This window comes from Pauljensenia sp. 27098_8_83 (genome assembly GCF_041432695.1).
Taxonomy (GTDB): Bacteria; Actinomycetota; Actinomycetes; order Actinomycetales; family Actinomycetaceae; genus Pauljensenia.
The window spans coordinates 1-21,318 of sequence record NZ_JAPWAD010000005.1 but is presented as its reverse complement, the minus strand read 5'-3'; the positions used below and the strand labels follow the sequence as shown (position 1 = coordinate 21,318).

Genomic DNA, 21,318 nt, shown 5'->3' with positions numbered 1-21,318 from the left:
GAGGGGCGGCACCCGCTTGTGTGTCAGAGGGTCACTTCTTCGCAGCTTCGAAAGCGCCCGCGATGGAGTTGAAGATCTCCGTGTAGGTGATGATGGACTCGTTGGTGTACGTGTCGTTCGGTGCGTACAGAACGTGCTTGTTCTGCAGCGCAGCGACGTTCTGCAGCGCAGCGTTGTCGTTGATGACGGTCTCGGCCGGCGTGTTGGAGCCGTCCTTGGTGATGGCGGCGTCGCGGTCGAGGACGAAGATCCACGCCGGGTTGGCCTGCGCAATCGCTTCGACGGAGATGTCGTCACCGGTGTGCGAGTCAGTCGAACCCTCGACCTCGAGCGCCGGCTTCAGGCCGAGCAGGTCGAAGACCGGGCCCCACGTGCGGCCCTTGCCGGGTGCCACGTAGCCGATGTTGCCGCCGGAGACGTCAACCGCCATGACGGTCGAGGAGCCATCGTAGGCCTTCTTCGCGCGCTCGATCGACGCGTTGAAGTCGTCGACGAGCTTCTTTGCCTCATCCTGCTTGCCGAAGATCTCACCCAGGTCCGTGACCTCGCGGATGAGCTCCTCGTTGAAGGGCTTGCCTTCGCGCGGCTCGAGGTTGATGAGCGGGACGTCGGGCGCGAGTTCCTTGATCTGAGCGTCGAACTTGGAGAAGCGCTGACCGGAGATGATCAGGTCGGGGTTCGCGGCGACCAGGGCCTCCAGGTTGGGGTCGCGGTGCATGCCCACGTCCGCGATGTCCTCGCCGTTGTAGGCGGTGACGGTGGAGGGGATCAGCTTCTTGGGGACGGCGACGAGCGGAACGTCCCACTGCTGCAGCACCTCGAAGGTGCGGTTGTCAAGGGAGGCTGCGCGGGTCACGGGCAGCTTGATCTCGACCGGACCGTCGTTCGCGTCGATGCTCACGGACGAGGCCTGGGTGGCCTGCGTGGTCTCGCTCGGCGAAGCGGAGGACTGGGAGGAAGAAGTGGTGGTGCCGGAAGAACATGCGGCCAGTCCGAGGGCGGCGATGGCGGCGATGGCGGCCAGGGAGGTGGTCGTACGAGACATCATTTCTCCGTAGAGGTATCTGTGCTGGGGCTGAAATAGGGAAGGCAAGGCTTACCTAACTGTCAAACCAACCATACAGACATTTTGAGCCTCGTGCGTGTGAATACGCACATAGTTTCGCGCTGCCCCGTTGGGGCCCGTGTTCACGCGTTCGTTGGCAGCGGCCCCGTCGACCGCGCCTCCCTCTCGCCGCCTGCGCCTCCCTCTCGCCGGCTGCGCCTCCCTCTCGCCGGCTGCGCCTCCCTCTCGCCGGCTGCGCCTCCCTCTCGCCGGCTGCGCCTCCCTCTCGCCGGCTGCGCCTCCCTCTCGCCGGCTGCGCCTCCCTCTCGCCGACTGCGCACATTTGTTGCCAAGCTCACGCTTTTCGTAAATCTCGCATGCAATTTGGTTTCCCTAATATTTATTAGCTCGTTGAAAAACGGTGGAATTTCAACGTTTGTGCTCTGTATGGTTGTGATGTGTTTGGGGAATTGCATGCGAAATTGTGGGCACGGAGCGTCTGGTGTGGGCGGGAACCGGCGCTGGAGAGAGGCGCGTGGTGTGACCTCCGCTGATCGCTGGGGATGAACTGAGCGCAGGGAATGACGATGCGCTGATCGCAGGGGATGAATTGGGGGCGGTGCTCGCGTGAGCACCGCCCCCAGGAAACAGTGTGGTTGAGCGAAACGCTAGGTCAGTCGACCAGGCCCTTCACAGCCTCGTCGAGCTCGGCGACCCAATCCGCGCCCGACACGTCCGACGGCATGCGCCAATCCCCGCGCGGGGACAGGGAGCCGCCGGCCATGACCTTCGGGCCGTTAGGCAGCGCGCTGCGCTTGAACTGCTGGCTGAAGAAACGCCACAGGAACAGGCGCTCCCACTTGACGATCTCGTCCAGCGAGTACGCGACCTTGTCCTCCTCGGGGAAGCCGACCGGCCACGAGCCCGTGGAAGCGTCCGACCAGGCCTTCTCCGCGAGGAACGCGATCTTCGACGGGCGCGCGCCGCGGCGCAGCACGTAGTACAGCGTGAAGTCCTGCAGGTTGTAGGGACCGATCTTGTCCTGCGTGGACTGCATCTTCTCGCCCGGCTTGGTGGGAACCAGCTCGGGGGAGATCTCGGTGTGCAGGATCGACAGGAGGACCTCGCCGACGCGCTCGTCGAACTGCTTGGAGGCCACGACCCAGCGGATCAGGTGCTGCATGAGGGTCTTGGGTACGCCCGTGTTGACCGCGTAGTGGCTCATCTGGTCGCCCACGCCGTACGTGCACCAGCCCAGCGCCAGCTCGGACAGATCGCCCGTGCCCAGCACGATGCCACCCAGGTGGTTGGCCAGGCGGAACAGGTAGTCGGTGCGCAGGCCCGCCTGGACGTTCTCAAAGGTCACGTCGTAGGTGGCCTCGCCCTCGCCGTAGGGGTGACCGATGTCGGCGAGCATCTGCGTGGCCGCCGGGCGGATGTCGATCTCCTGGAAGGAGGTGCCCAGGTACTCGCACAGGCGGGTCGCGTTCTTCTTCGTGCGTTCGGAGGTGGCGAAGCCGGGCAGCGTGTAGCACAGGATGTCCGTGCGCGGACGGCCCAGCAGGTCCATCGCGCGGGAGGCCACGACCAGCGCGTGCGTCGAATCCAGGCCGCCCGAGACGCCGATGACGATCTTCGGGTTGCCGATCGCTCGCAGGCGCTGCACGAGGCCGGCCACCTGAATGTTGTAGGCCTCGTAGCAGTCCTGCTCCAGGCGTGTCGGGTCGTTGGGGACGAAGGGGAAGCGGTTGACGGAGCGCTCCAGGCCCAGGTCGGTGCGCGGCGGGTCGAGCGTAAACTCGACCTCCTGCGGGGCCATGCGCTCGTCACCTGCGAAGTAGCGCTGTGCGTTGTCCGTGAATGAGTTCTGGCGCTTGCGTTCGGTGCGCAGGCGCTCCAGGTCCACGTCGGCGATCGTGATGTGCGCGCCCTCCTGGAAGCGCTCGCCGATCGCGAGGCGTTCCCCGGCCTCGTAAATCATGGTTTCGCCATCCCAGGCGAGGTCCGTGCTGGACTCACCCATGCCGGCCGCCGTGTACACGTAGGCCGCGCAGCAGCGCGAGGAGATCGAGCGCACCATGAGCTCGCGGTCCGCGCCGCGCCCGACGGTGATCGGGGAGGCGGACAGGTTTGCCAGGACGGTTGCGCCCGCGAGCGCCAGCTCCGTGGACGGGGTGACGGGCACCCACATGTCCTCGCAGACTTCGATGCCGACGGTCAGTCCGGGCACGTCGTCGGCGGACAGGAGGACTGGGCCGAAGGGGACCCACACGGGGCCGCCGCTGAATTCTTCGACGCCGCCCCATGGCACTTCGATGCGCTCGCAGGCGCGTGGGGGCATGGTGACGAAGTGGCGCTTTTCGTAGAACTCGCGGTAGTTGGGCAGATGCGATTTGGGGACGATCGCGAGGACGCGTCCGCGGTGGATGGCGACCGCGCAGTTGTACAGTGCGTTGTCCTTGCGCAGGGGTGCGCCGACGATGAGGAGGGGGAGTAGGTCGGCGCTGGCCTCGACGATTTGTGCGAGGGCCTTCTCGACGTTGTCGAGGAGCACGTCCTGCAGGAGGAGGTCGTCGATAGCGTATCCGGAGACGCACAGTTCGGGGAAGACACCCATCGCGACGCCGCGCGCATCGAGCTGGCGGGCCGCGTCGATGATCTCGCACGCGTTCTCGAAGGGGCGGGCAGGGTGTGCGGGCAGGGTCACGGCGGCGACGCGCGCAAAGCCCTGATCGTAGAGGGAATGGAAGTTCATAGTTCTCCTTTGGTACTGGGCTTATTCTTGCGTACTCGGCGCGCTCGCGCTCTTCGGTGACGAGGCCGGGGCGGGCGGGCGGCGCAGGGGAGGATCGAGGACGAAAGCGGTGTCGTCGACGCCGGGAACGAGGCGGTAGAGGGCAGCCGGGCGACCTGCCCCTTCGCGCACGGTGCCGCCCGTCGGCTCAATGAAGGAAGCTGTCTTTGTTGCTTTGCGGTGGAAGTTGCGCGGGTCGAGTGCCGAGCCCCAGATGGCCTCGTAGGTGGTGCGTAGCTGTGTGATCGTGAATTCGGGGCCGCAGAAGGACGTGGCCAGGGGGGAGTATTCGATCTTGGAGCGGGCGCGCTCGACTCCGTCCGCGAGGATGCTCGCGTGGTCGAAGGCGAGGGGTGAATTGGGCGCAAGGAGGGCGTCGACGGGGTACCAGAGCGCTCCCGAGGCGTCGCCTCCCGCGCGGGCCGGCGCAAAAGATGGGGCGAGGAGGAGGTAGGCAACCGAGAGGACCGGCCCTCGGGGGTCTCGTCCCTGCGGCCCGTAGGTACACAGCTGTTCGAGGTGGCCAGGGGGTGTGATGCCGGTTTCTTCCTCCAGTTCGCGCGCTGCGGCCTCCTTGGTTTGTTCTCCCTCGCGCAGGAAGCCGCCGGGCAGGGCCAGGTGGTCCTTGAAGGGCTCGATGCCGCGACGCACGACGAGGGCGTGAAGGGTGTGGTCGATGACCGTCAGGGCGACGATGTCGACGGCAATGGGAACGGTGAGGGGCTGTGTCATGGTGCCATCCTACCCTATTTGCGTCGAGTTGACATTAAATACCTGATGGGGTTATCGTCATCCTGACATAAACAAGTGGGTCACCAACCAAGGAGCCATCATGGGAACTCTTCACCACCACCCCTTCTTCATCCGCTACCAGGGCGGGGCCGGCGACCATGTCGTCCAGATCCGCGCCGGACGCACCATCCGATCCGGTGTCGGCCAGTCCTTCTGGCTACGAGCCGGACGCTGCGCGCTCGCGGAAGTCCCCACCGCCAACCGCGCTCACAGCTTCCTCGTCCAGGCGACGACCTCCGACCAGCAAAACATCAACGCGCAGGTGGCCATCACCTACCACATCGAGGACGCCGAGGCCGCCGCCGCTCACTACGACTTCGGGCTCTACCCGCGCGAGGCCGGGGCGGACGCACAGGGACTGTGGCAGATCGACGAAACCGTCACCCGCATCGCGTTCTCCGCCCTGGCCTCGGCGATTGGGGAGATGATGTTGACCGACGCCATCGCCGGGTCCCTCGATCGGGTCGGCCGCGTGCTGACCCAGGCTTTCGCGGCGAACGAGCAGCTGCGCGCCACCGGCGTTGCCGTCGTCGACGCGCGCCTGCTGAGCCTGCGCCCGGACGAGGGCGTCGAATCCTCCCTGCGCGCCCCTCTCCTCGAGCAACTCCAGGCCGAGGCCGACCGCGCCCTCTACGAGCGCCGGGCGCTCGCGGTCGAACGCGAGTCCCAGATTTCTGCAAACGAGATGCAATCCAAGCTCGACCTGGCCCGTAAGCGCGCCGACCTTGTCGATCAGGAAGGTCATAACGCCAGGCGCGAAGCCGAAGAGAAGGCTGCAGCGGACGCTATTGAGGTCGAAGCGGAAGCGCGTCGTATCACTGAAAAAGCCAAGGCGTACGAGGTCGACTGGAACACCGCGGGCCGCGCACGCATCGCCAACGACGCGGCCTACATCCAGGCCCTCGCCGAGGCCGGCCCCGAAGTGGCGCGCGCCCTCGCCCTGAAGGAAATGGCCAAGAACATGCCGTCCTTCGGAAACATCACCATTACCGCCGACGTGTTGAGTGACCTCGTCTCGGCGTTCACCGGTCACGCGAAGGAAGGCAAGTAACCATGCGTCGCCGCGCCGTCATCGTCCGTCGCCCCACCGAGTTCGACGAGCTCATGGACCGCTACTCCACGCGCGGCCAGGTCGAATTCGTCCTGCGCTCGCGTGGACGCACCCTCGAGTCCGTCGAATGTGCTCACGAGGCGCACGTGTCCGCGCTGGCCCACGTGCGGGCAGGCATCCCGGACGGGTGGGCGAGCGCCGACGTGGAGCGCGACTCCCTCTCGCGTTTTCTCTTCGCCCCCGAGGATGTCATTGTCGTCGTGGGACCCGACGGTCTGGTCGCCAACGTCTCCAAGTACGCGGGCGACCAGACCGTGGTTGGCATCAACTCGGTGCCCCAGTCCAACGCAGGCGTGCTCGTGCGATGCACGCCCGACCAGGGGGTCGCCGCCCTGGGTCGCATCGACGCGGGCGCGGACCTGCGGGTGGATCAGCTGACGATGGTGCGCGCGAGCGCCGACGACTCGCGCACGCTCACAGCCCTCAACGAGGTTTTTATCGGGCATCACAGTCACCAGAGCGCCCGCTACGAGCTGTCCGTGGGCTCATCCGTCGAGCGCCAATCCTCCTCCGGTGTCGTCGTCTCCACGGGCACCGGGGCGACCGGGTGGGGCGCCTCCCTCAAACGCGGCCGCCACATGGGGGAGCTGCCCGCCCCGACCTCGCGCTCGCTCGCGTGGTTCGTGCGCGAGGCGTGGCCCTCGCCCTACACCGGAGTCGAGCACACCGAGGGCCTCCTGGACGACGGCGAGGATCTCAGCCTCGTCGTTGGCTCCGAATCCCTCGTGCTCTTCGGCGACGGCATGGAGTCAGACCGCCTGACCCTCACCTGGGGGCAACGCGTGCGGATCTCTCGCGCCCCGCGCGCCCTCGCCCTCGTTGATCCCGCTGGCCTGGAGGGGTAATCCTGACATCAGCAGACTCTGAGGAACTGCTGGACAGTAAGCAGCCTGTGAAGGTAGCATTGGAATCGGTAACGGGGCTAGTGCTCAGAGTGCCACATCGAAAACCCACGCCCTCGCGGTGTGGGTTTCCGTCTATCTAGCCAAAGGAGGCCAGATGCTGGTTGCTTATCTCGACGAAGTTGCCGAGGCGGGAGCGTTCGTTAGTAAAACACATAAGAATTACAACGGGTCACCAGCTTTTGGATATGCGGGTTTCGTGATCCCGAGTGACCATGTGCGAGCGATGTCGCAGTGCTTCACTGAGAAGAAGCGGAGGCTCTTTGCTCATCTGATCCCGATTGAAGCGACGGCTGGGACCTGGGAGAGGAAAGGCTCTGATATCTTCACCCCGGTGGCATGGGACAGCTATCGGCGTCCAATCGAAGGTTTTCGCGAACTCGTACGGTTCCTCTGCGCCCGTGGCGGACGTCTGTTCTTCTATGGCGAAGAGAAACCGCTGGGCACTGCCACAGAAAGGTGGGGGAAAGACTCTCGGCTTCAGAAGCAGGGACTCCTTGAGTTTAAGTGGGGCTGTCTCCATCAAGCTCTCAATAGGCTCTGCACGTACGCGGAGCGTCACGGGGAAAACCTGATTGTCATCATGGACACTGAAAACGAAAAAGAACGGGTCGTACAAGTACAGAACTCATATGCCCATGTCTTTAACCGTACAGCGGATCCAGACCACGGTGAGATGCGACGGCTCATCGAATCAACGATGCATGTTGATTCTAAGCTGAGCGCAAACGTTCAATTTGCTGACTGGGTAGCGGCGGCCGTGAGGCGTGCCTTCGAATACCAGCTCATCGAAGACAGCCCATTTAGCTGGGTCCCGACGGCTTTCGAGGACTTGACGCGTTCGAAGCTGACGATTGAGTCAAAACTATACTTCTCTCATTCACGGGGCGGGGTTCGCGAGCTTCACAACTCGGATATCTTCGCAAGAGAACGTCCCGCCCTTGCGATGTCGATCAGCCAGAGGCTGAGCCCCGAGGATCGGATCCGGATGGAAGAAGCAAAGGCAGGAATACTAGCGGTTGCTCGCGCCAGTGGTATGACGCAGTAGTCCTCCGGTTCTCGGGTAGGGGACGAACATCCGGATAGGTTACGAACATCCGGATAGGTTATGAAGATGCGGATAGGAAAATAAGCTATCCGGATGCGCACAACCTATCCATATGCGCACAACCTATCCGCATGTGCGCAACCTATCCGCATGTGCGCAACCTATCCGCATGTGCGCAGGGGAGGTGGCACCTGTGCGTTGGGGCCGTGGCCTGTGAGCGAATCCCGCGCGCTCCAAGCCCTACGCGGGCAGAACACCCTCCGCGCGCAGCTGGTCCATGACGCGATCGAGTGTGGCACCCACCGGCTCGCGAACAATCAGGTCGGCGCGGGCATCGGCCGAGGTCGGGGTGGCGTTCATGAGAACCAGGTGGTCCCCGGAGAAGTAGTTGATGAGGCCAGCTGCCGGGTACACCACGAGGGACGTGCCAGCCACGATCAGCGTGGACGCCCGCGCGATGGCTGACACGGCGGCCTCGATGACGGCCTCGTCGAGGGATTCGCCGTACATGACGATGTCCGGGCGCATCTGCCCGCCGCACGATGGGCACGCGGGCACCGGGTCCCCGTCGACGGTGACGGCATCGCGCAACGCTGCGACCGCCCCACACTGCGTGCACACGAGCCGCTCCCAGTTGCCGTGCAGCTCCCACACGGTGCGGGATCCGGCCCGCTGGTGCAGGCCGTCAATGTTCTGCGTGATGACAGCGTCGAGGTGTCCCGCGGCCTCCAGAGACGCCAGTGCCCTGTGCGCGCCGTTGGGCTCCACCGGATGGTAGATCTCGTGGAACCACTCCCAGTATGCCTGTGGATGCCGCTCAAAGAAGTCGATGCTCAGGACCGTTTCGAGGGGGATCTCGCGTTCCTGGAAGTAGAAGCCGTTCGCCCCGCGAAAATCGGGGATCCCGGACTCGGTCGAGACGCCTGCGCCGCCGAAAAACACGGTCGACGGTGACTGAGCGATCCAGTCCGCCAGGGTGGAAACGTCGCTGTTCATGAGGCCCTCCTCGGGATGACTACTCTCTCAGGATACGCCCGGAGCCCGCGCGCCCCTGGCTCACAGGACGAGTCATGTTGCTGGGAGCCTCTCCCGACATGAGGGGTACTCCCGACATCTGGATAGGTTGCGTGCATCCGGATAGGTTATGGGCATCCGGATAGGTTATTAACCTATCCGGATATGTCGTTTCCTATCCAGATGCGCCGTTCCTATCCACAAGCAGCATCTGACAAGCAGGGGCGCGGAGCAACGCCCCGCACCCGGGCCCAACGCCCCGCACCTGGGCCACAACCGCCTTCGCGACCAATTCTCCCCATCCAGCACAGTGGCACAACGCTTCGCACCCAACGCTGTCTGCCTCTAACGCCGAAAGGCCGGGGCACCACGGGGGAACCCCGGCCTCGCCAACTTCGTCGATGTAAGCGATGAGCATGTTTCCCCTCACTGAGAGACGCAAAGACCCACGGCGCAACGTGTGCGCTCGTGGGCCCGCGGATCGGCACTCTGCGAGGACTTGCTCGCCGTTACCACTTCTGATCGTAGTCGGTGTGTTGGCGTGCAGTCAATAGTGGACGTGGATACGCCCGAGGCCGGGGCCCCACGTGGGAACCCCGGCCTCGTGCGGAAAAACCGATCAGGCGAAGGTCAGCGCCTGGCGGGCGATCGCCAGCTCCTCGTTGGTCGGGTAGACGACGAGGGTGACGGCCGAGTCGGGAGCGGACACGATGCGCGGCTCCTTGACGCGGCCCTTGTTGGCCTCGACGTCGATCTTGACGCCGAAGGGGGCGAGGGCCTCGGCCAGCTCGCGGCGCACGTCGTCGTCGTTCTCGCCGATACCGGCGGTGAAGGTGATGACGTCCAGGCCGCCGAGCTCAGCGGCGTAGGAGCCCACGTACTTCAGCAGGCGGTTGATGTACACGTCCATGGCGGTACGGGCGCGCCGGGAAGCCTCGGGGTCGGAGGTATTGTTGATGACCTCCCACACGGAGCGCATGTCGGACTCGCCGGTCATGCCCTTCATGCCGGACTTCTTGTTGAAGAGGGTGTCGACCTCGTCGACGGTCATGCCGGCGACGCGCTGCAGGTGGAACACGACGGCGGGGTCGATGTCGCCGGTGCGGGTGCCCATCATGAGGCCCTCGAGGGGGGTCAGGCCCATGGAGGTGTCGATCGGCTTGCCGTTCTTGACAGCGGAGGCGGACGCGCCGTTGCCCAGGTGCAGGACGATCTGCTTGAGGTCGTCGCGGCCCAGCATTGTGGAGATTTCCTGGGAGACGAACTGGTGGGAGGTGCCGTGGGCACCGTAGCGACGCACCGAGTACTTCTCGGCGGTCTCGGTCTCGAGGGCGTACAGGGCGGCCTTGTCGGGCAGCTGCTGGAAGAACGCGGTGTCGAAGACGGCGACGTGGGGGACGTCGGGCATGAGCTCACGCGCCACGTCGATGCCCTTGAGGTGGGCGGGGTTGTGCAGCGGAGCCAGCGGGCACAGTTCTTCGATCAGGTTGCGGACCTCGTCGGTGATGAGGGCCGGGCCGTCGAAGTAGCGGCCGCCCTGAACGATGCGGTGGCCGATGGCGACGACGTTCGCATCAGCCAGCGACGGACCCTCCGTGTCGAAGAGGCGCAGGACTTCACGCATACCGACGGTGTGGTCGGGAACCGGGAGCTCTTCGGTGGTGACGGCGTCGCCGTGCTCATGCTTGATGAGGCCGGTGGTGTCACCGATGCGCTCGACGATGCCCTTGGCGATGGCGTCGCCGGTTTCGGGGTCGACGAGCTGGTACTTGATGGAGGAGGAGCCGGAGTTAATGACGAGAACGGAGGACGAGGTCACGCGTTCGCCTTTCGTGTTGTGGGGTTGGGGGATAAAGGACGAGGCCGGGGCCCGTTTACGTTTAATGGTAACCGGACCCCGGGGGCTCGTTCCCGTTCAGCCCTGGGCCTGGACGGCGGTCAGGGCGACGGTGTTGACGATGTCTTCGACGAGGGCACCGCGCGACAGGTCGTTGACGGGCTTGTTGAGGCCCTGCAGGACCGGGCCGACGGCGAGCGCGCCGGAGGAACGCTGGACGGCCTTGTAGCCGATGTTTCCGGCTTCCAGCGAGGGGAAGACGAAGACGGTGGCCTTGCCGGCGACGTCGGAGCCGGGCAGCTTCTTGGAGGCGACGGCCGCGTCGACGGCCGCGTCGAACTGGATGGGGCCTTCGATGGCCAGCTCGGGGGCCTTCTCGCGGGCGAGGCGGGTGGCTTCGACGACGGCGTCAACGTCGGGGCCGGATCCGGAGGTGCCGGTGGAGTAGGAGAGCATGGCGACGCGCGGGGTGACGCCGAACTGGGCGGCGGTGCGCGCGGAGGTCACGGCGATGTCGGCGAGCTGCTCGGGCGTGGGGTTGGGGTTGACGGCGCAGTCACCGAATGCCCACACGCGGTCCTTCATCGCCATGAGGAAGATGGAGGAGACGACGGAGACGCCGGGGGCGGTCTTGATGATCTGGAAGGAGGGGACGATCGTGTGCGCGGTCGTGTGGGCGGCGCCCGAGACCATGCCGTCGGCGTCGCCCATGTGGACCATCATGGTGCCGAAGTAGGACACGTCGGTGACCTTCTCGCGGGCCTGTTCGAGGGTGACGCCCTTCTTGGCGCGCAGGCGTGCGAATTCTTCGGCGTAGCGCTCGAGGTATGCGGGGTCGCCCACGGAGACGACCTGGGCGGCGCTCAGGTCGAGGCCGAGTTCGCCGGCGCGCTTGGCGACGTAGTCGGCGTCGCCCACGAAGGTGATGTCGGCGATGCCGGCGGCGAGGACCTGGGCGGCGGCCTGCAGGACGCGGTCGTCGTCGGGCTCGGGCAGGACGATGCGCTTGCGGTCGGCGCGGGCACGCTCGATGAGGTCGGCCTGGAAGGCGAGCGGCGTGACGGCGGTGGGGGTGGGGGCCTCGCGCAGCGTGGCGGCGGCGTCCTCGCCGAGGGGCAGGGTGAGAACGGGGACGTCGGCCTCGAGCGCGGGGGCGCCACCGGTCAGGACGACGGCGACGACGGAAGCGGCGGCGGCCTCGGCGCGCAGGCGGGCGGCGGCGATCTCTTCGGTCAGCAGCTCGGCGCTGGCGCCCTCGGCGTCGAAGGCGAGGACGACGCCGGCGCGCGTGGCGGCGGCGAGGTTCAGGTTCCAGGCGACGTGGTCGAAGGCGCGGTTCGAGGCCTCGCGGGCGGGGGAGATGAGCGCGTCGTCACCGGCGGCGCGCACGGCTTCGACCACGGCGGGCAGGGCGGAGGCGGGACGCAGGGCGGCGTCGGTGGCCGTCGTGCCGGCCAGGGCGTCGACCGTGGTGACGCCGAGAACGCGGGCCAGCTCGTCAGTGGCGAGGGCGGCGGCCTCCGACGAACCGGGGGCAACGACAATAAAGCGGGACACTCGAATGCTCCTTTGATGCGAGAAATATGCTGCTGGTCTCAGGGACCTTTGGACTAATACTAAACCCGCGCGCCCTCTGAGTCCTATTCCTTCGTTCGGACGATGCCGGGGTCGGTTCTGTGCGGCACGAGGCCGGGGCTGAGGCGGAGGGGTAGATGTGAGCGATCGTATGGCCGGGTGTGCTCGTGCGCTAGGGTAGGGGGCGTGAACGACGAGGAGAAGACCATGCGCGCACGAGTGGGTGCGTGGCTTGGCGCTGCCCTCAGTGCGGTGGGGGTGCTCGGCGTGATAGCGCTGGCCGTGACGGATCACCGTCACCGTGCGGTCATGCTGATGGTCGCTGTGCTCGTCGGGATGGGGGCGCTGCGCCTGTGGACGCCGGGGCGCCCGTGGTTTGCGTCGCGCGCGCGTCTCATGGATGTCGCGGTGTACGTGATTCTCGCCGCGATTATTTGGTGGTTCGCGCCGTACGTGTCGACGCTCGCGGTGCGTTAAATCCGCAGAGTGTGGCCCGCGCGAGGGGTGGATGGCCTCGTCGTTGCGCTCTGTCGGCCACGTGATTTGCGCCGCATCTATCCCGTATCCTGGCTACCGCTTCAAGAATGCGTAAAGTTCGGGCATGCTAGGCGTGACCCATCATCCCTATTTTCAAGGTGAAAGACATGCGCGCGTTCATGCGTAAATCCGGAATCCTCGTGTGGGTGATCGCTGCGATCGTCCTTGCGACCGTCCTCGGATCCGTCCGTATCGGCGATAACCACCTGGTTCCCGTTGAGATTGGCCGTATCTTTGCGACCTTCTCGGCTATTTTCAGCCAGTTCCTGTCCTTCTCGATCCCGCTGATCATTATCGGCCTCGTGACCCCCGCGATCGCGGATCTGGGTCGCGGCGCGGGTAAGTGGTTGGGTATTACGACGGCGATCGCCTACGCGTCGACGCTGTTCTCGGGCTTCCTGACCTACCTGGTGTGTGCGTCCCTGTTCCCGCGCCTCCTCGCCTCGACGCAGCTGGCCGATGTGGCCGAGCCGGGCAGCGCCCTGGAGTCCTACTTCACGATCGAGATGCCTGCGCCGCTGCAGGTGATGACGGCGCTGCTCCTGTCCTTCGTGGTGGGCCTGGGCCTGTCGATGGTGCCGCGCGGCGTGCTGCGCAAGGGCTTCATCGAGTTCCGCGCCATCATCACGCGCCTCATCGAGACGATTATTATTCCGCTGCTGCCGCTGCACATCTTCGGTATCTTCCTGAACCTGACCTACACGGGCGAAGCCGCCTCGGTTATTCGTACGCTGCTGCGCGTCGTCGTCGTGGTCCTGGTCCTCGAGGTCGTCATTCTGCTGACCCAGTTCTGCTTCGCGGGCCTCGTCGCGCGTCGTAACCCCTTCAAGGCCATCGTTACGATGATGCCGGCCTACCTGACGGCTCTGGGCACCTCCTCGTCCGCGGCCACCATCCCGGTGACCCTGCGTCAGACGAAGAAGAACGGCGTGTCCGACGCGGTTGCGTCCTTCACGATTCCGCTGTGCGCGACGATCCACCTGGCTGGCTCGACCTCGAAGATCTTCTCTTTCGCGTTCGCCATCGTCCTGACGCAGGGCCTGACGGTTTCCTCCCTGCAGTGGGTGGGCTTCATCTTCATGCTGGGCATCACGATGGTCGCGGCCCCCGGTGTTCCCGGCGGCGCCATCATGGCGGCCACGGGCCTGCTGAGCTCGATGCTGGGCTTCAACGACGCGCAGGTCGCGCTGATGATCGCCACCTACATTGCGCTGGACTCCTTCGGTACCGCCACAAACGTGACGGGCGATGGCGCGATCGCGCTCATCGTCGACCGTATGGCCCACGGTTCGATCGGCAACGAGGGTGACCCGGAGAATGCTCGCGAGTTGGCGTTTGATGGCATGGCCTACCTGGACCGTGTGTCCGTTGAGGGCGTTGTGAGCCCCGAGGAGCTGGCGGAGTCGGCTGCCCGCAATAGCAGCGAAACGGTCGCCTAGTTTGTTGTGATTGTGCTCGCGCGCGCCCGCCGCCTCGGCGGGCGCGCGCTTGTCGTTTCCTCGGTAAATGGGAGTTAGGCCCTAGTGGTGGAGGCGCAGGCCACGTAGAATGGAACATGATAGGCACACCGGGCTTCGCGGCCCGCTCCGTCAACGAAAGATGGCAGAAAAATGAGCACAGTTCGTATCGGTGTCCTCACGTCGGGCGGTGACGCCCAGGGAATGAACGCGGCCGTTCGCGCCGTTGTGCGCACGGCGCTGGCGCGTGGCGCGCAGCCCTACGCGATCTATGAAGGCTGGCAGGGGGCCTGCACGGGCGGCGATTCCATTAAGAAGATGGAATGGTCGGACGTGTCCTCGATCCTCGCTGAGGGCGGCACGGTGATCGGCACGGCCCGCAGCGCGGACTTCCGCACGTACGAGGGCCGGCACCGCGCGGCCGCGAACCTGCTTGAGCACGGCATCGATCACCTCGCGGTGATCGGTGGCGATGGTTCCCTGTCGGGTACGAACGAGTTCCGCGGCGAGTGGGCGCAGCACGTCGCCGAGCTGGCCGCCGAGGGCGTCATCTCGGCCGAGACCGCGGCCGCTCACCCCGCCCTCATCATCGTCGGCCTCGTTGGCTCGATCGACAACGACATGGTGGGCACGGATATGACGATTGGTGCGGACACTGCGCTGCACCGCATCCTGGACGCCATCGACCAGCTGACCAGCACGGCGGCCTCGCACCAGCGCACGTTCGTCGTCGAGGTCATGGGTCGGCACTGCGGCTACCTGCCCCTCATGGCGGCTGTCGCGGGTGGCGCCGACTACGTGTTCACGCCCGAGGACCCGGCGGGTCCTGGCTGGCAGGACGACCTGGCTGAGCACCTGCGCCTCGGCCGCGAGGCCGGCCGCCGCGAGTCCATCGTCCTGGTGGCAGAGGGCGCGCACGACCGTGACGGCAACGAGCTGTCCACGCAGCTGATCGCGGACACGATCCAGGAGCGCACCGGTGAGGATGCGCGCGTGACGATCCTCGGCCACGTGCAGCGCGGCGGTACACCGTCGGCGTACGACCGTTGGATGTCCACGCTGCTGGGCTACGCCGCCGTCCAGGAGATCCTCGCCTCCACGGCCGAGGACGAGCCCGTCATCCTGGGCGTGCGCCGCAACCGCATCACGCGCGTCCCCCTCATGAAGGCCGTCCACGACACGCGCGCGGTCAAGGACCTGATCGCTGCCGGCGACTACGCGGCTGCCCAGGCCTCGCGCGGATCGTCCTTCTCCTCGATGGTGGGCATCAACCAGATCCTGTCCACGCCCCCGCAGCTCACCCCCGAGCCGACGGGCGAGTCCCAGCGCGTCGCGATCCTGCACGCTGGCGGCCTGGCCCCCGGCATGAACACGGCGGCCCGCGTGGCCGTGCGCCTGGGTATCGCCCGCGGCTGGACGATGCTCGGCGTGGAGGGTTCGTGGAGCGGACTGGCGGATGACCGCGTGCGTGAACTGAGCTGGTCCGACGTGGAAGGCTGGGCCTTCAAGGGCGGTGCCGAGCTCGGCACGAAGCGTGACATTCCGCCGGTCGAGCAGTTCTACGCGCTGGGACGCGCCATCGAGCGCAACCAGATCGACGCGCTCCTCGTCATCGGCGGCATGAACGCCTACCTGGGCGTCCACGCGATCACCTCGGAGAAGGACCGCTACCCGGCGTTCCAGATCCCGATTCTGCTCATCCCCGCCTCGATCGACAACAACCTGCCCGGCTGCGAGCTCGCGATTGGCACGGACACGGCGATCAACAACGCGACCTGGGCGATCGATCGCATCAAGGAGAGCGCGGCGGCCTCCAAGCGCTGCTTCATCGCCGAGACGATGGGACGCCGCTGCGGCTACCTGACACTCATGAGCGCCCTGTCCAGCGGCGCGGAGTACATGTACATCAACGAGGAGTCCCCCTCCCTCGAGCAGATCGCCGCGGACGCTGAGCGGATGGTCGCCTCCTTCAAGTCCGGCAGGCGCCTGTTCCTGACCCTCCTCAACGAGTCGGCGTCCCAGTACTACGACCGCGAGTTCCTGGCCGACGTGTTCAACGCCGAGTCGGAGGGGATCTACGACGTGCGCCACCAGGCTCTCGGCCACATGCAGCAGGGCGGATCGCCCTCGCCGTACGACCGCCTGCTCGCTACGCGCCTCGTGGCACGAGCCTTCGAGCAGCTGGTGGACCAGTTCGAGCGCGGCGACCGCGGTGCCTACTACATCGGCCAGGTCGGCGCCGTGATGGAGGCGCGCCCGGTGAAGAACATGTTCGACGACCTCGACCTGGTGAATCGTCGTCCCTTCCACCAGTGGTGGCTCGACCTCGTGCCCGTCCAGCGCATCGTGTCGCTGCAGAACCCGGGCATCGAGGCCACGCCCATCCCCATCGACGATCCGGTCGCCTGACTCGACCGAATTCGCGCGGCGTACGAGGCCGTGGTTCCGTGAGTGCTAGCGGGCCACGGCCTCGTCGTTTCAGGAGAGCGAAGCGGGGGTGACCAGGGGCCAAGTCCCCGCTAAACTAGAGTGCGAACCTATCTCTACTGTCAGGAGACCCCATGAGTGATATCCCCGTGATCGACCCGACGATGACCCCCGCGTGGGACACGCTCGACCAGCTGGCCGACAACTTTGAACCCGATCTGCGCAAGCTTTTCGCGGATGACCCCAACCGCACCCAGACTTTCACCTTCGATGCTGCCGACCTGCATGTCGACCTGTCGAAGAACCTTGTGTGCCCCACGCTGGTGGGCCACCTCCTCGCCCTCGCTGAGCAGACCGGTGTCCTGGAGCTGCGCGACCGCATGTTCGCGGGCGAGCACATTAACGTCACCGAGGACCGCGCCGTCCTGCACACCGCGCTGCGCCGCCCCGCGACCGACTCCCTGACGGTCGACGGCCAGGACGCGATCGCCGACGTGCACGAGGTCCTGGAGAAGGTCTACGCCTTCGCCCGCCGCGTCCGCTCCGGCGAGTGGGTGGGCATCACCGGCAAGCCCGTCAAGACCGTCGTCAATGTCGGCATCGGCGGCTCCGACCTGGGTCCCGTCATGGCGTACGAGGCCCTCAAGCCCTACGTGCAGGAGGGCCTGGAGTGCCGCTTTATCTCCAACATTGACCCCACCGACGCGGGTGAGACCACGAAGGACCTGGACCCCGAGACGACCCTCGTGATCGTGGCCTCCAAGACCTTCACGACGCTCGAGACCATCACGAACGCCAAGGTCGTGCGCGCCTGGCTGCTGGACGGTCTGCGTGAGCGCGGCATCGTCACCGACGAGGCCTCCGAGAAGGAGGCGATCGCCAAGCACTTCGTCGCCGTGTCCACCGCCCTGGACAAGGTCGCCGAGTTCGGCATCGACCCGGCCAACGCCTTCGGCTTCTGGAGCTGGGTGGGTGGCCGCTACTCCGTGGATTCCGCGGTCGGTACCTCCCTGGCCGTCGCGATCGGCCCCGAGGGCTTCGCCGACTTCCTCGCCGGCTTTAACGCGATGGACCGCCACTTCGCCGAGACCGCGCCCGAGAAGAACGTGCCCCTCCTCATGGGCCTGCTCAACGTGTGGTACTCGAACTTCCTGGGTGCCGACACGCACGCCGTCCTGCCCTACTCCCAGTACCTGCACCGCTTCCCCGCGTACCTGCAGCAGCTGACCATGGAGTCCAACGGCAAGTCCGTGCGCCGCGACGGCAGCCCCGTCACCTATGAGACCGGCGAGGTCTTCTGGGGCGAGCCCGGCACCAACGGCCAGCATGCTTTCTACCAGCTGATCCACCAGGGCACCCGCATGGTTCCCGCCGACTTCATCGCGTTTGCGAACCCGACGTGGGCGCTGGGCGATGGCGACGCCGACATGCACGAGCTGTTCCTGTCGAACTTCTTCGCCCAGACGAAGGCCCTGGCTTTCGGTAAGACCAGCGAGGAGGTGCGCGCCGAGGGCACGCCCGAGGCCATCGTCTCCGCTCGCGTGTTCACCGGCAACCGTCCCACGACCTCGATCATGGCCCCCGCCCTGACCCCGTCGGTCCTGGGCCAGCTGATCGCCCTGTACGAGCACATCACCTTCGTGGAGGGTGCCGTGTGGGGTATCGACTCCTTCGACCAGTGGGGCGTTGAGCTGGGCAAGGTCCTGGCCAAGCAGATCCTCCCCGCCATCGAGGGCTCGTCCGAGGCCTTGGACGCGCAGGATCAGTCCACCCGCGCTCTCATCGAGTACTACCGCGCGAATCGCACGAAGTAGTCTCATCTGAGCTGAGCTCGGGGGCCGCGCCGGCTGGCGTGGCCCCCGACGTGTATCTGGGGGAGGTGGTGGGAGCGTGTAGCTCCCTCCGCCTCGCTGTTTGTGGGGACGAGGTGGCGGTTAGTGCTCCATGTGCTCGTGGCTCGCGTGCTCGGGGCATTCGAGCTGGAACGTGGAGTGGGCAATGGGGAAGTGGTGGCACGCGCATTCGCCGAGTTCGTGGATGATGCGGTCGCGCGAAGGCCCGTCGGCCTCGTGCGTGACAGTCACGTGCGCGGTGACAGTCACGAGGTGGGAGGAGACGGCCACCACGTGCAGGTCGTGCACGCCCAGCACGCCGTCGACGCCCATCATGTGCGCGCGCAGCTTGGTGACATCGACGCTGGCGGGGGTCTGTTCCATGAGGATCGCGAGGGAGCGCTTCAGGAGGGACAGCGCGCGTGGAGCCATGAGGACCGCGATGAGCAGCGACGCGATCGCGTCCGCGCGCGCCCACCCGAATGCCCACTCTGCGCCTGCCGCCAGGATCACCGCCAGGGAGCCGAGCGCGTCGTTCGCGACCTCCAGGAATGCTGCCTTCATGTTCAGGTTCGCGTCGCGCCCGCCAGCCAGGATCGCCAGAGAGACGACGTTCGCGAGCAGGCCGATGACGCCGACGAGAAGCATCGGGCCGGCCTCGACGGGCGGGGGAGAGACGAGGCGCCAGGCTGCCTCCCACGCGACCATCACGCTGATAATGAGGAGCATGCCGGCTTGCAGCGCGGCGGCCAGGACCTCGGAGCGCGCCCACCCCCACGTGTGCTTCTCGTCGCGCGGAAGGCGCGTCAGGCGAGCCGCGATGAGGGCGACGACCAAGCCGGACGCGTCGACAACCATGTGTCCCGCGTCCGCCGCCAGCGACAAGGACCCCGACCAGAAGGCGCCGAGCAACTCCGCGATGACGACGGCCCCTGTCACCGCGAGCGCCCACCCCAAGCGCTTGGCCGAGGCCCCCGCGTGGGAGTGATCGTGGCCGTGGCCGCCATGCCCGCCGCCCGCGAAGTGCGCGTGCTCGTGGGAGTGCGCCACGGCCTCGTCAATATGGGACGAGGCAGGGGCCGGGATCCGGGAGGGTGCGTGCTCGTGCGGGGCGGTGGGGTTGGTGTCGGACATATGCCCTACTCTACGGCGGGGCGGCATGAGTGCGGGAGAGCTAACCTAATGTGTATGTTGCAGATCACTGTTCGGCTGTCTCGTCTTGGGACTGGGTGCCCGGGTCGAACTGTGACCGACGACGTATCCTAGGGGCAGAGCGCGGAGAACACCGCGACTGAAGGGCACACGCCCACAGGAACTGTAAAGGAGCGCCAATCATGGCAGAACCTCGTATCGTCACCGTCACTGGCGCAGCCGGCAACATCGGCTACGCCCTCCTGTTCCGCATTGCTTCCGGCCAGCTGTTCGGCCCGGACGTGCCCGTCAAGCTGAACCTGCTGGAGATCCCCCAGGCCGTCAAGGCCGCCGAGGGCACCGCCATGGAGCTCGACGACTGTGCGTTCCCGACCCTGGCCGGCGTTGAGATCTTCGACGACGTCAACCGTGCATTCCAGGGCACCAACGTCGCGTACCTGGTGGGTGCCATGCCGCGCCGCAAGGGCATGGAGCGCGCCGACCTGCTCGAGGCCAACGCGGGCATCTTCGGCCCCCAGGGCAAGGCCATCAACGACGGTGCCGCCGACGACGTGCGCGTCCTCGTCGTGGGCAACCCCGCGAATACCAACGCCACCATCGCCCAGAACGCTGCGCCGGACGTCCCCGCGTCGCGCTTCACCGCGATGATGCGCCTCGACCACAACCGTGCGATCGCGCAGCTGGCGCACAAGACTGGCGCCGCGAACGCCGACATCAAGGACGTCGTCGTGTGGGGTAACCACTCGGCCGACCAGTACCCGGACGTCTCCTTCGCGAAGGTCGCCGGCAAGCCCGCGACCGAGCTGGTGGACGAAGAGTGGCTGTCCAGCTACTACCGTCCCACCGTCGCCAAGCGTGGCGCCGCCATCATCGAGGCGCGCGGCGCCTCCTCGGCCGCCTCCGCCGCGAACGCCGCGATCGACCACATGTACTCGTGGATCCACGGCACCCCCGAGGGCGAGTGGGTCACCGCCGGTGTCATGTCCGACGGCACGCACTACGGCGTCCCCGCCGGCCTGAACTTCGGCTTCCCCGTCACCTCCGATGGTGGCGAGTGGCAGGTCGTCGACGGCCTCGAGATCTCCGACGCGACCCGCGCCGGAATCGACCACAACATCAAGGCCCTGCAGGAAGAGTACGACGCCGTCAAGGCGCTCGGCTTCATCAAGTGAGGCTACCGCCCTCGTGGCGGTTGGTGGGAAGGGCGCGCGCCCGGCTGATTGGCCGGGCGCGCGCCCGCGTGTGTGCGGGGCCGTGTGTTCGGGTGTGGGCTTGGCGTACACCCACGTGCGGGGTTGTTGCGGGGTTCGTCGGCGAGTGTGGCGAGGTCGTGGTGCCTTGGTGGGCGGCCATGTGTGCGGCTCCGGGCCGGCTCTGGCGCATGGTGCCGGGCCTGGCCGAGGTGTCTGCTGTGCCGGTGGTGCGCTTTCGCGAAAGAGCTTGTCGCTGTTCGGGTTGCGCACCCTGTCGACGGGTGTTGCACCCGTTCTGATCGGGTGCAACACCCCCTATTGGGTGTAGCACAGGAAAAGTCGCATGCAATTCCCACGACAGTATTTCAGATTTTGAAACCGGAACGTTGAAATCATGCGGTTTCTGAGGCGTTGTGGACCAGTGTCTGTAGGGAATTGCATGCGAGATTGTTGGGTAAGTGCTTACGGGTGAGAGTCTAGCGTGTTGTGGAGCTAGCCGGGGTGCTGCCGTGAAGCGCCTCTTTGATCCAGTCGTAGGCGACGCGCTGCGTACCGTTGGCAACTGTGATGGTTCCGCACTCGCGGAATCCGAAGGACTCGAG

15 protein-coding genes are annotated in these 21,318 nt (G+C 66.1%); 8 read left to right on the top strand and 7 right to left on the bottom strand.

The genetic code is table 11. The features are described from left to right. Positions 1-31: 31 nt before the first annotated feature. From O3656_RS03175 to O3656_RS03165, 3 genes are all read right to left on the bottom strand, one after another. On the bottom strand, positions 32-1,045 hold the full coding sequence (locus tag O3656_RS03175; RefSeq protein ID WP_500062606.1) for a siderophore ABC transporter substrate-binding protein: 1,014 nt from the start codon (positions 1,043-1,045) through the stop codon (positions 32-34). 673 nt (positions 1,046-1,718) lie between these two features. Next, positions 1,719-3,800: an NAD(+) synthase gene (locus tag O3656_RS03170; RefSeq protein WP_500062605.1), complete on the bottom strand. Its 2,082-nt coding sequence runs from the start codon at positions 3,798-3,800 to the stop codon at positions 1,719-1,721. Positions 3,801-3,821: 21 nt separating this feature from the next. Further along, positions 3,822-4,571, bottom strand: coding sequence for an NUDIX hydrolase (locus O3656_RS03165; RefSeq protein ID WP_500062604.1), 750 nt, complete (start codon positions 4,569-4,571; stop codon positions 3,822-3,824). Positions 4,572-4,671: 100 nt separating this feature from the next. Here O3656_RS03165 and O3656_RS03160 point away from each other — a divergent pair, with 100 nt between their 5' ends. The 3 genes from O3656_RS03160 to O3656_RS03150 all read left to right on the top strand — a co-directional run bounded on the left by O3656_RS03160 (position 4,672) and on the right by O3656_RS03150 (position 7,692). Then, entirely contained in the window at positions 4,672-5,682 is a 1,011-nt protein-coding gene (locus O3656_RS03160) for an SPFH domain-containing protein (RefSeq protein WP_500062603.1), read from the top strand. Between the two features lie 2 nt (positions 5,683-5,684). Continuing rightward, entirely contained in the window at positions 5,685-6,587 is a 903-nt protein-coding gene (locus O3656_RS03155; protein WP_500062602.1) for an NAD(+)/NADH kinase, read from the top strand. Between the two features lie 154 nt (positions 6,588-6,741). Beyond that, positions 6,742-7,692 carry a DUF3800 domain-containing protein gene (locus O3656_RS03150; protein ID WP_500062601.1) on the top strand — a complete coding sequence of 317 codons (951 nt, stop codon included), beginning with the start codon at positions 6,742-6,744 and terminating at the stop codon, positions 7,690-7,692. Between the two features lie 240 nt (positions 7,693-7,932). On the opposite strand, the gene O3656_RS03145 is transcribed toward O3656_RS03150, so the two are convergent. The 3 genes from O3656_RS03145 to pta form a co-directional block, all read right to left on the bottom strand. Continuing rightward, complete coding sequence (locus O3656_RS03145) at positions 7,933-8,688, bottom strand: NAD-dependent protein deacylase (protein WP_500062600.1); 756 nt, start codon at positions 8,686-8,688, stop codon at positions 7,933-7,935. A gap of 637 nt (positions 8,689-9,325) precedes the next feature. Next, on the bottom strand, positions 9,326-10,525 hold the full coding sequence (locus O3656_RS03140) for an acetate/propionate family kinase (protein ID WP_500062599.1): 1,200 nt from the start codon (positions 10,523-10,525) through the stop codon (positions 9,326-9,328). Positions 10,526-10,621: 96 nt separating this feature from the next. Beyond that, positions 10,622-12,100: a phosphate acetyltransferase gene (gene pta, locus O3656_RS03135; protein WP_500062598.1), complete on the bottom strand. Its 1,479-nt coding sequence runs from the start codon at positions 12,098-12,100 to the stop codon at positions 10,622-10,624. Between the two features lie 225 nt (positions 12,101-12,325). Between pta and O3656_RS03130 the strand changes: the two genes are divergently transcribed. The 4 genes from O3656_RS03130 (at position 12,326) to pgi (ending at position 18,353) form a co-directional block, all read left to right on the top strand. After that, entirely contained in the window at positions 12,326-12,595 is a 270-nt protein-coding gene (locus O3656_RS03130; protein WP_048674694.1) for a hypothetical protein, read from the top strand. A gap of 167 nt (positions 12,596-12,762) precedes the next feature. Next, positions 12,763-14,094 (top strand): dicarboxylate/amino acid:cation symporter, encoded by a 1,332-nt coding sequence (locus tag O3656_RS03125; RefSeq protein ID WP_500062597.1) that lies wholly within the window; start codon positions 12,763-12,765, stop codon positions 14,092-14,094. 171 nt (positions 14,095-14,265) lie between these two features. Next, positions 14,266-16,521: a 6-phosphofructokinase gene (locus O3656_RS03120; RefSeq protein WP_500062596.1), complete on the top strand. Its 2,256-nt coding sequence runs from the start codon at positions 14,266-14,268 to the stop codon at positions 16,519-16,521. A gap of 152 nt (positions 16,522-16,673) precedes the next feature. Further along, the gene (pgi, locus tag O3656_RS03115; protein WP_500062595.1) at positions 16,674-18,353 is read left to right on the top strand and encodes a glucose-6-phosphate isomerase; all 1,680 of its coding nucleotides are present in this window, start codon (positions 16,674-16,676) and stop codon (positions 18,351-18,353) included. A gap of 120 nt (positions 18,354-18,473) precedes the next feature. Here pgi and O3656_RS03110 read toward each other — a convergent pair whose 3' ends face one another. Continuing rightward, positions 18,474-19,505 (bottom strand): cation diffusion facilitator family transporter, encoded by a 1,032-nt coding sequence (locus tag O3656_RS03110; RefSeq protein WP_500062594.1) that lies wholly within the window; start codon positions 19,503-19,505, stop codon positions 18,474-18,476. Positions 19,506-19,705: 200 nt separating this feature from the next. On the opposite strand from O3656_RS03110, the gene O3656_RS03105 reads away from it, so the two are divergent. Next, a complete protein-coding gene (locus O3656_RS03105) occupies positions 19,706-20,695 on the top strand; it encodes a malate dehydrogenase (protein ID WP_009057671.1) in 990 nt (329 codons plus the stop codon). Positions 20,696-21,318 lie beyond the last annotated feature (623 nt).

What these genes read in the sequence shown, in the direction of transcription:
- O3656_RS03130 (WP_048674694.1), top strand. Translation starts at nt 12,326, where the DNA reads ATGCGCGCACGAGTGGGTGCGTGGCTTGGCGCTGCCCTCAGTGCGGTG.
- O3656_RS03150 (WP_500062601.1), top strand. Translation starts at nt 6,742, where the DNA reads ATGCTGGTTGCTTATCTCGACGAAGTTGCCGAGGCGGGAGCGTTCGTT.
- O3656_RS03160 (WP_500062603.1), top strand. Translation starts at nt 4,672, where the DNA reads ATGGGAACTCTTCACCACCACCCCTTCTTCATCCGCTACCAGGGCGGG.
- O3656_RS03155 (WP_500062602.1), top strand. Translation starts at nt 5,685, where the DNA reads ATGCGTCGCCGCGCCGTCATCGTCCGTCGCCCCACCGAGTTCGACGAG.
- O3656_RS03165 (WP_500062604.1), bottom strand. Translation starts at nt 4,571, where the DNA reads ATGACACAGCCCCTCACCGTTCCCATTGCCGTCGACATCGTCGCCCTG.
- O3656_RS03145 (WP_500062600.1), bottom strand. Translation starts at nt 8,688, where the DNA reads ATGAACAGCGACGTTTCCACCCTGGCGGACTGGATCGCTCAGTCACCG.
- O3656_RS03125 (WP_500062597.1), top strand. Translation starts at nt 12,763, where the DNA reads ATGCGCGCGTTCATGCGTAAATCCGGAATCCTCGTGTGGGTGATCGCT.
- pgi (WP_500062595.1), top strand. Translation starts at nt 16,674, where the DNA reads ATGAGTGATATCCCCGTGATCGACCCGACGATGACCCCCGCGTGGGAC.
- O3656_RS03110 (WP_500062594.1), bottom strand. Translation starts at nt 19,505, where the DNA reads ATGTCCGACACCAACCCCACCGCCCCGCACGAGCACGCACCCTCCCGG.
- O3656_RS03170 (WP_500062605.1), bottom strand. Translation starts at nt 3,800, where the DNA reads ATGAACTTCCATTCCCTCTACGATCAGGGCTTTGCGCGCGTCGCCGCC.
- O3656_RS03175 (WP_500062606.1), bottom strand. Translation starts at nt 1,045, where the DNA reads ATGTCTCGTACGACCACCTCCCTGGCCGCCATCGCCGCCATCGCCGCC.
- O3656_RS03120 (WP_500062596.1), top strand. Translation starts at nt 14,266, where the DNA reads ATGAGCACAGTTCGTATCGGTGTCCTCACGTCGGGCGGTGACGCCCAG.
- O3656_RS03105 (WP_009057671.1), top strand. Translation starts at nt 19,706, where the DNA reads ATGGCAGAACCTCGTATCGTCACCGTCACTGGCGCAGCCGGCAACATC.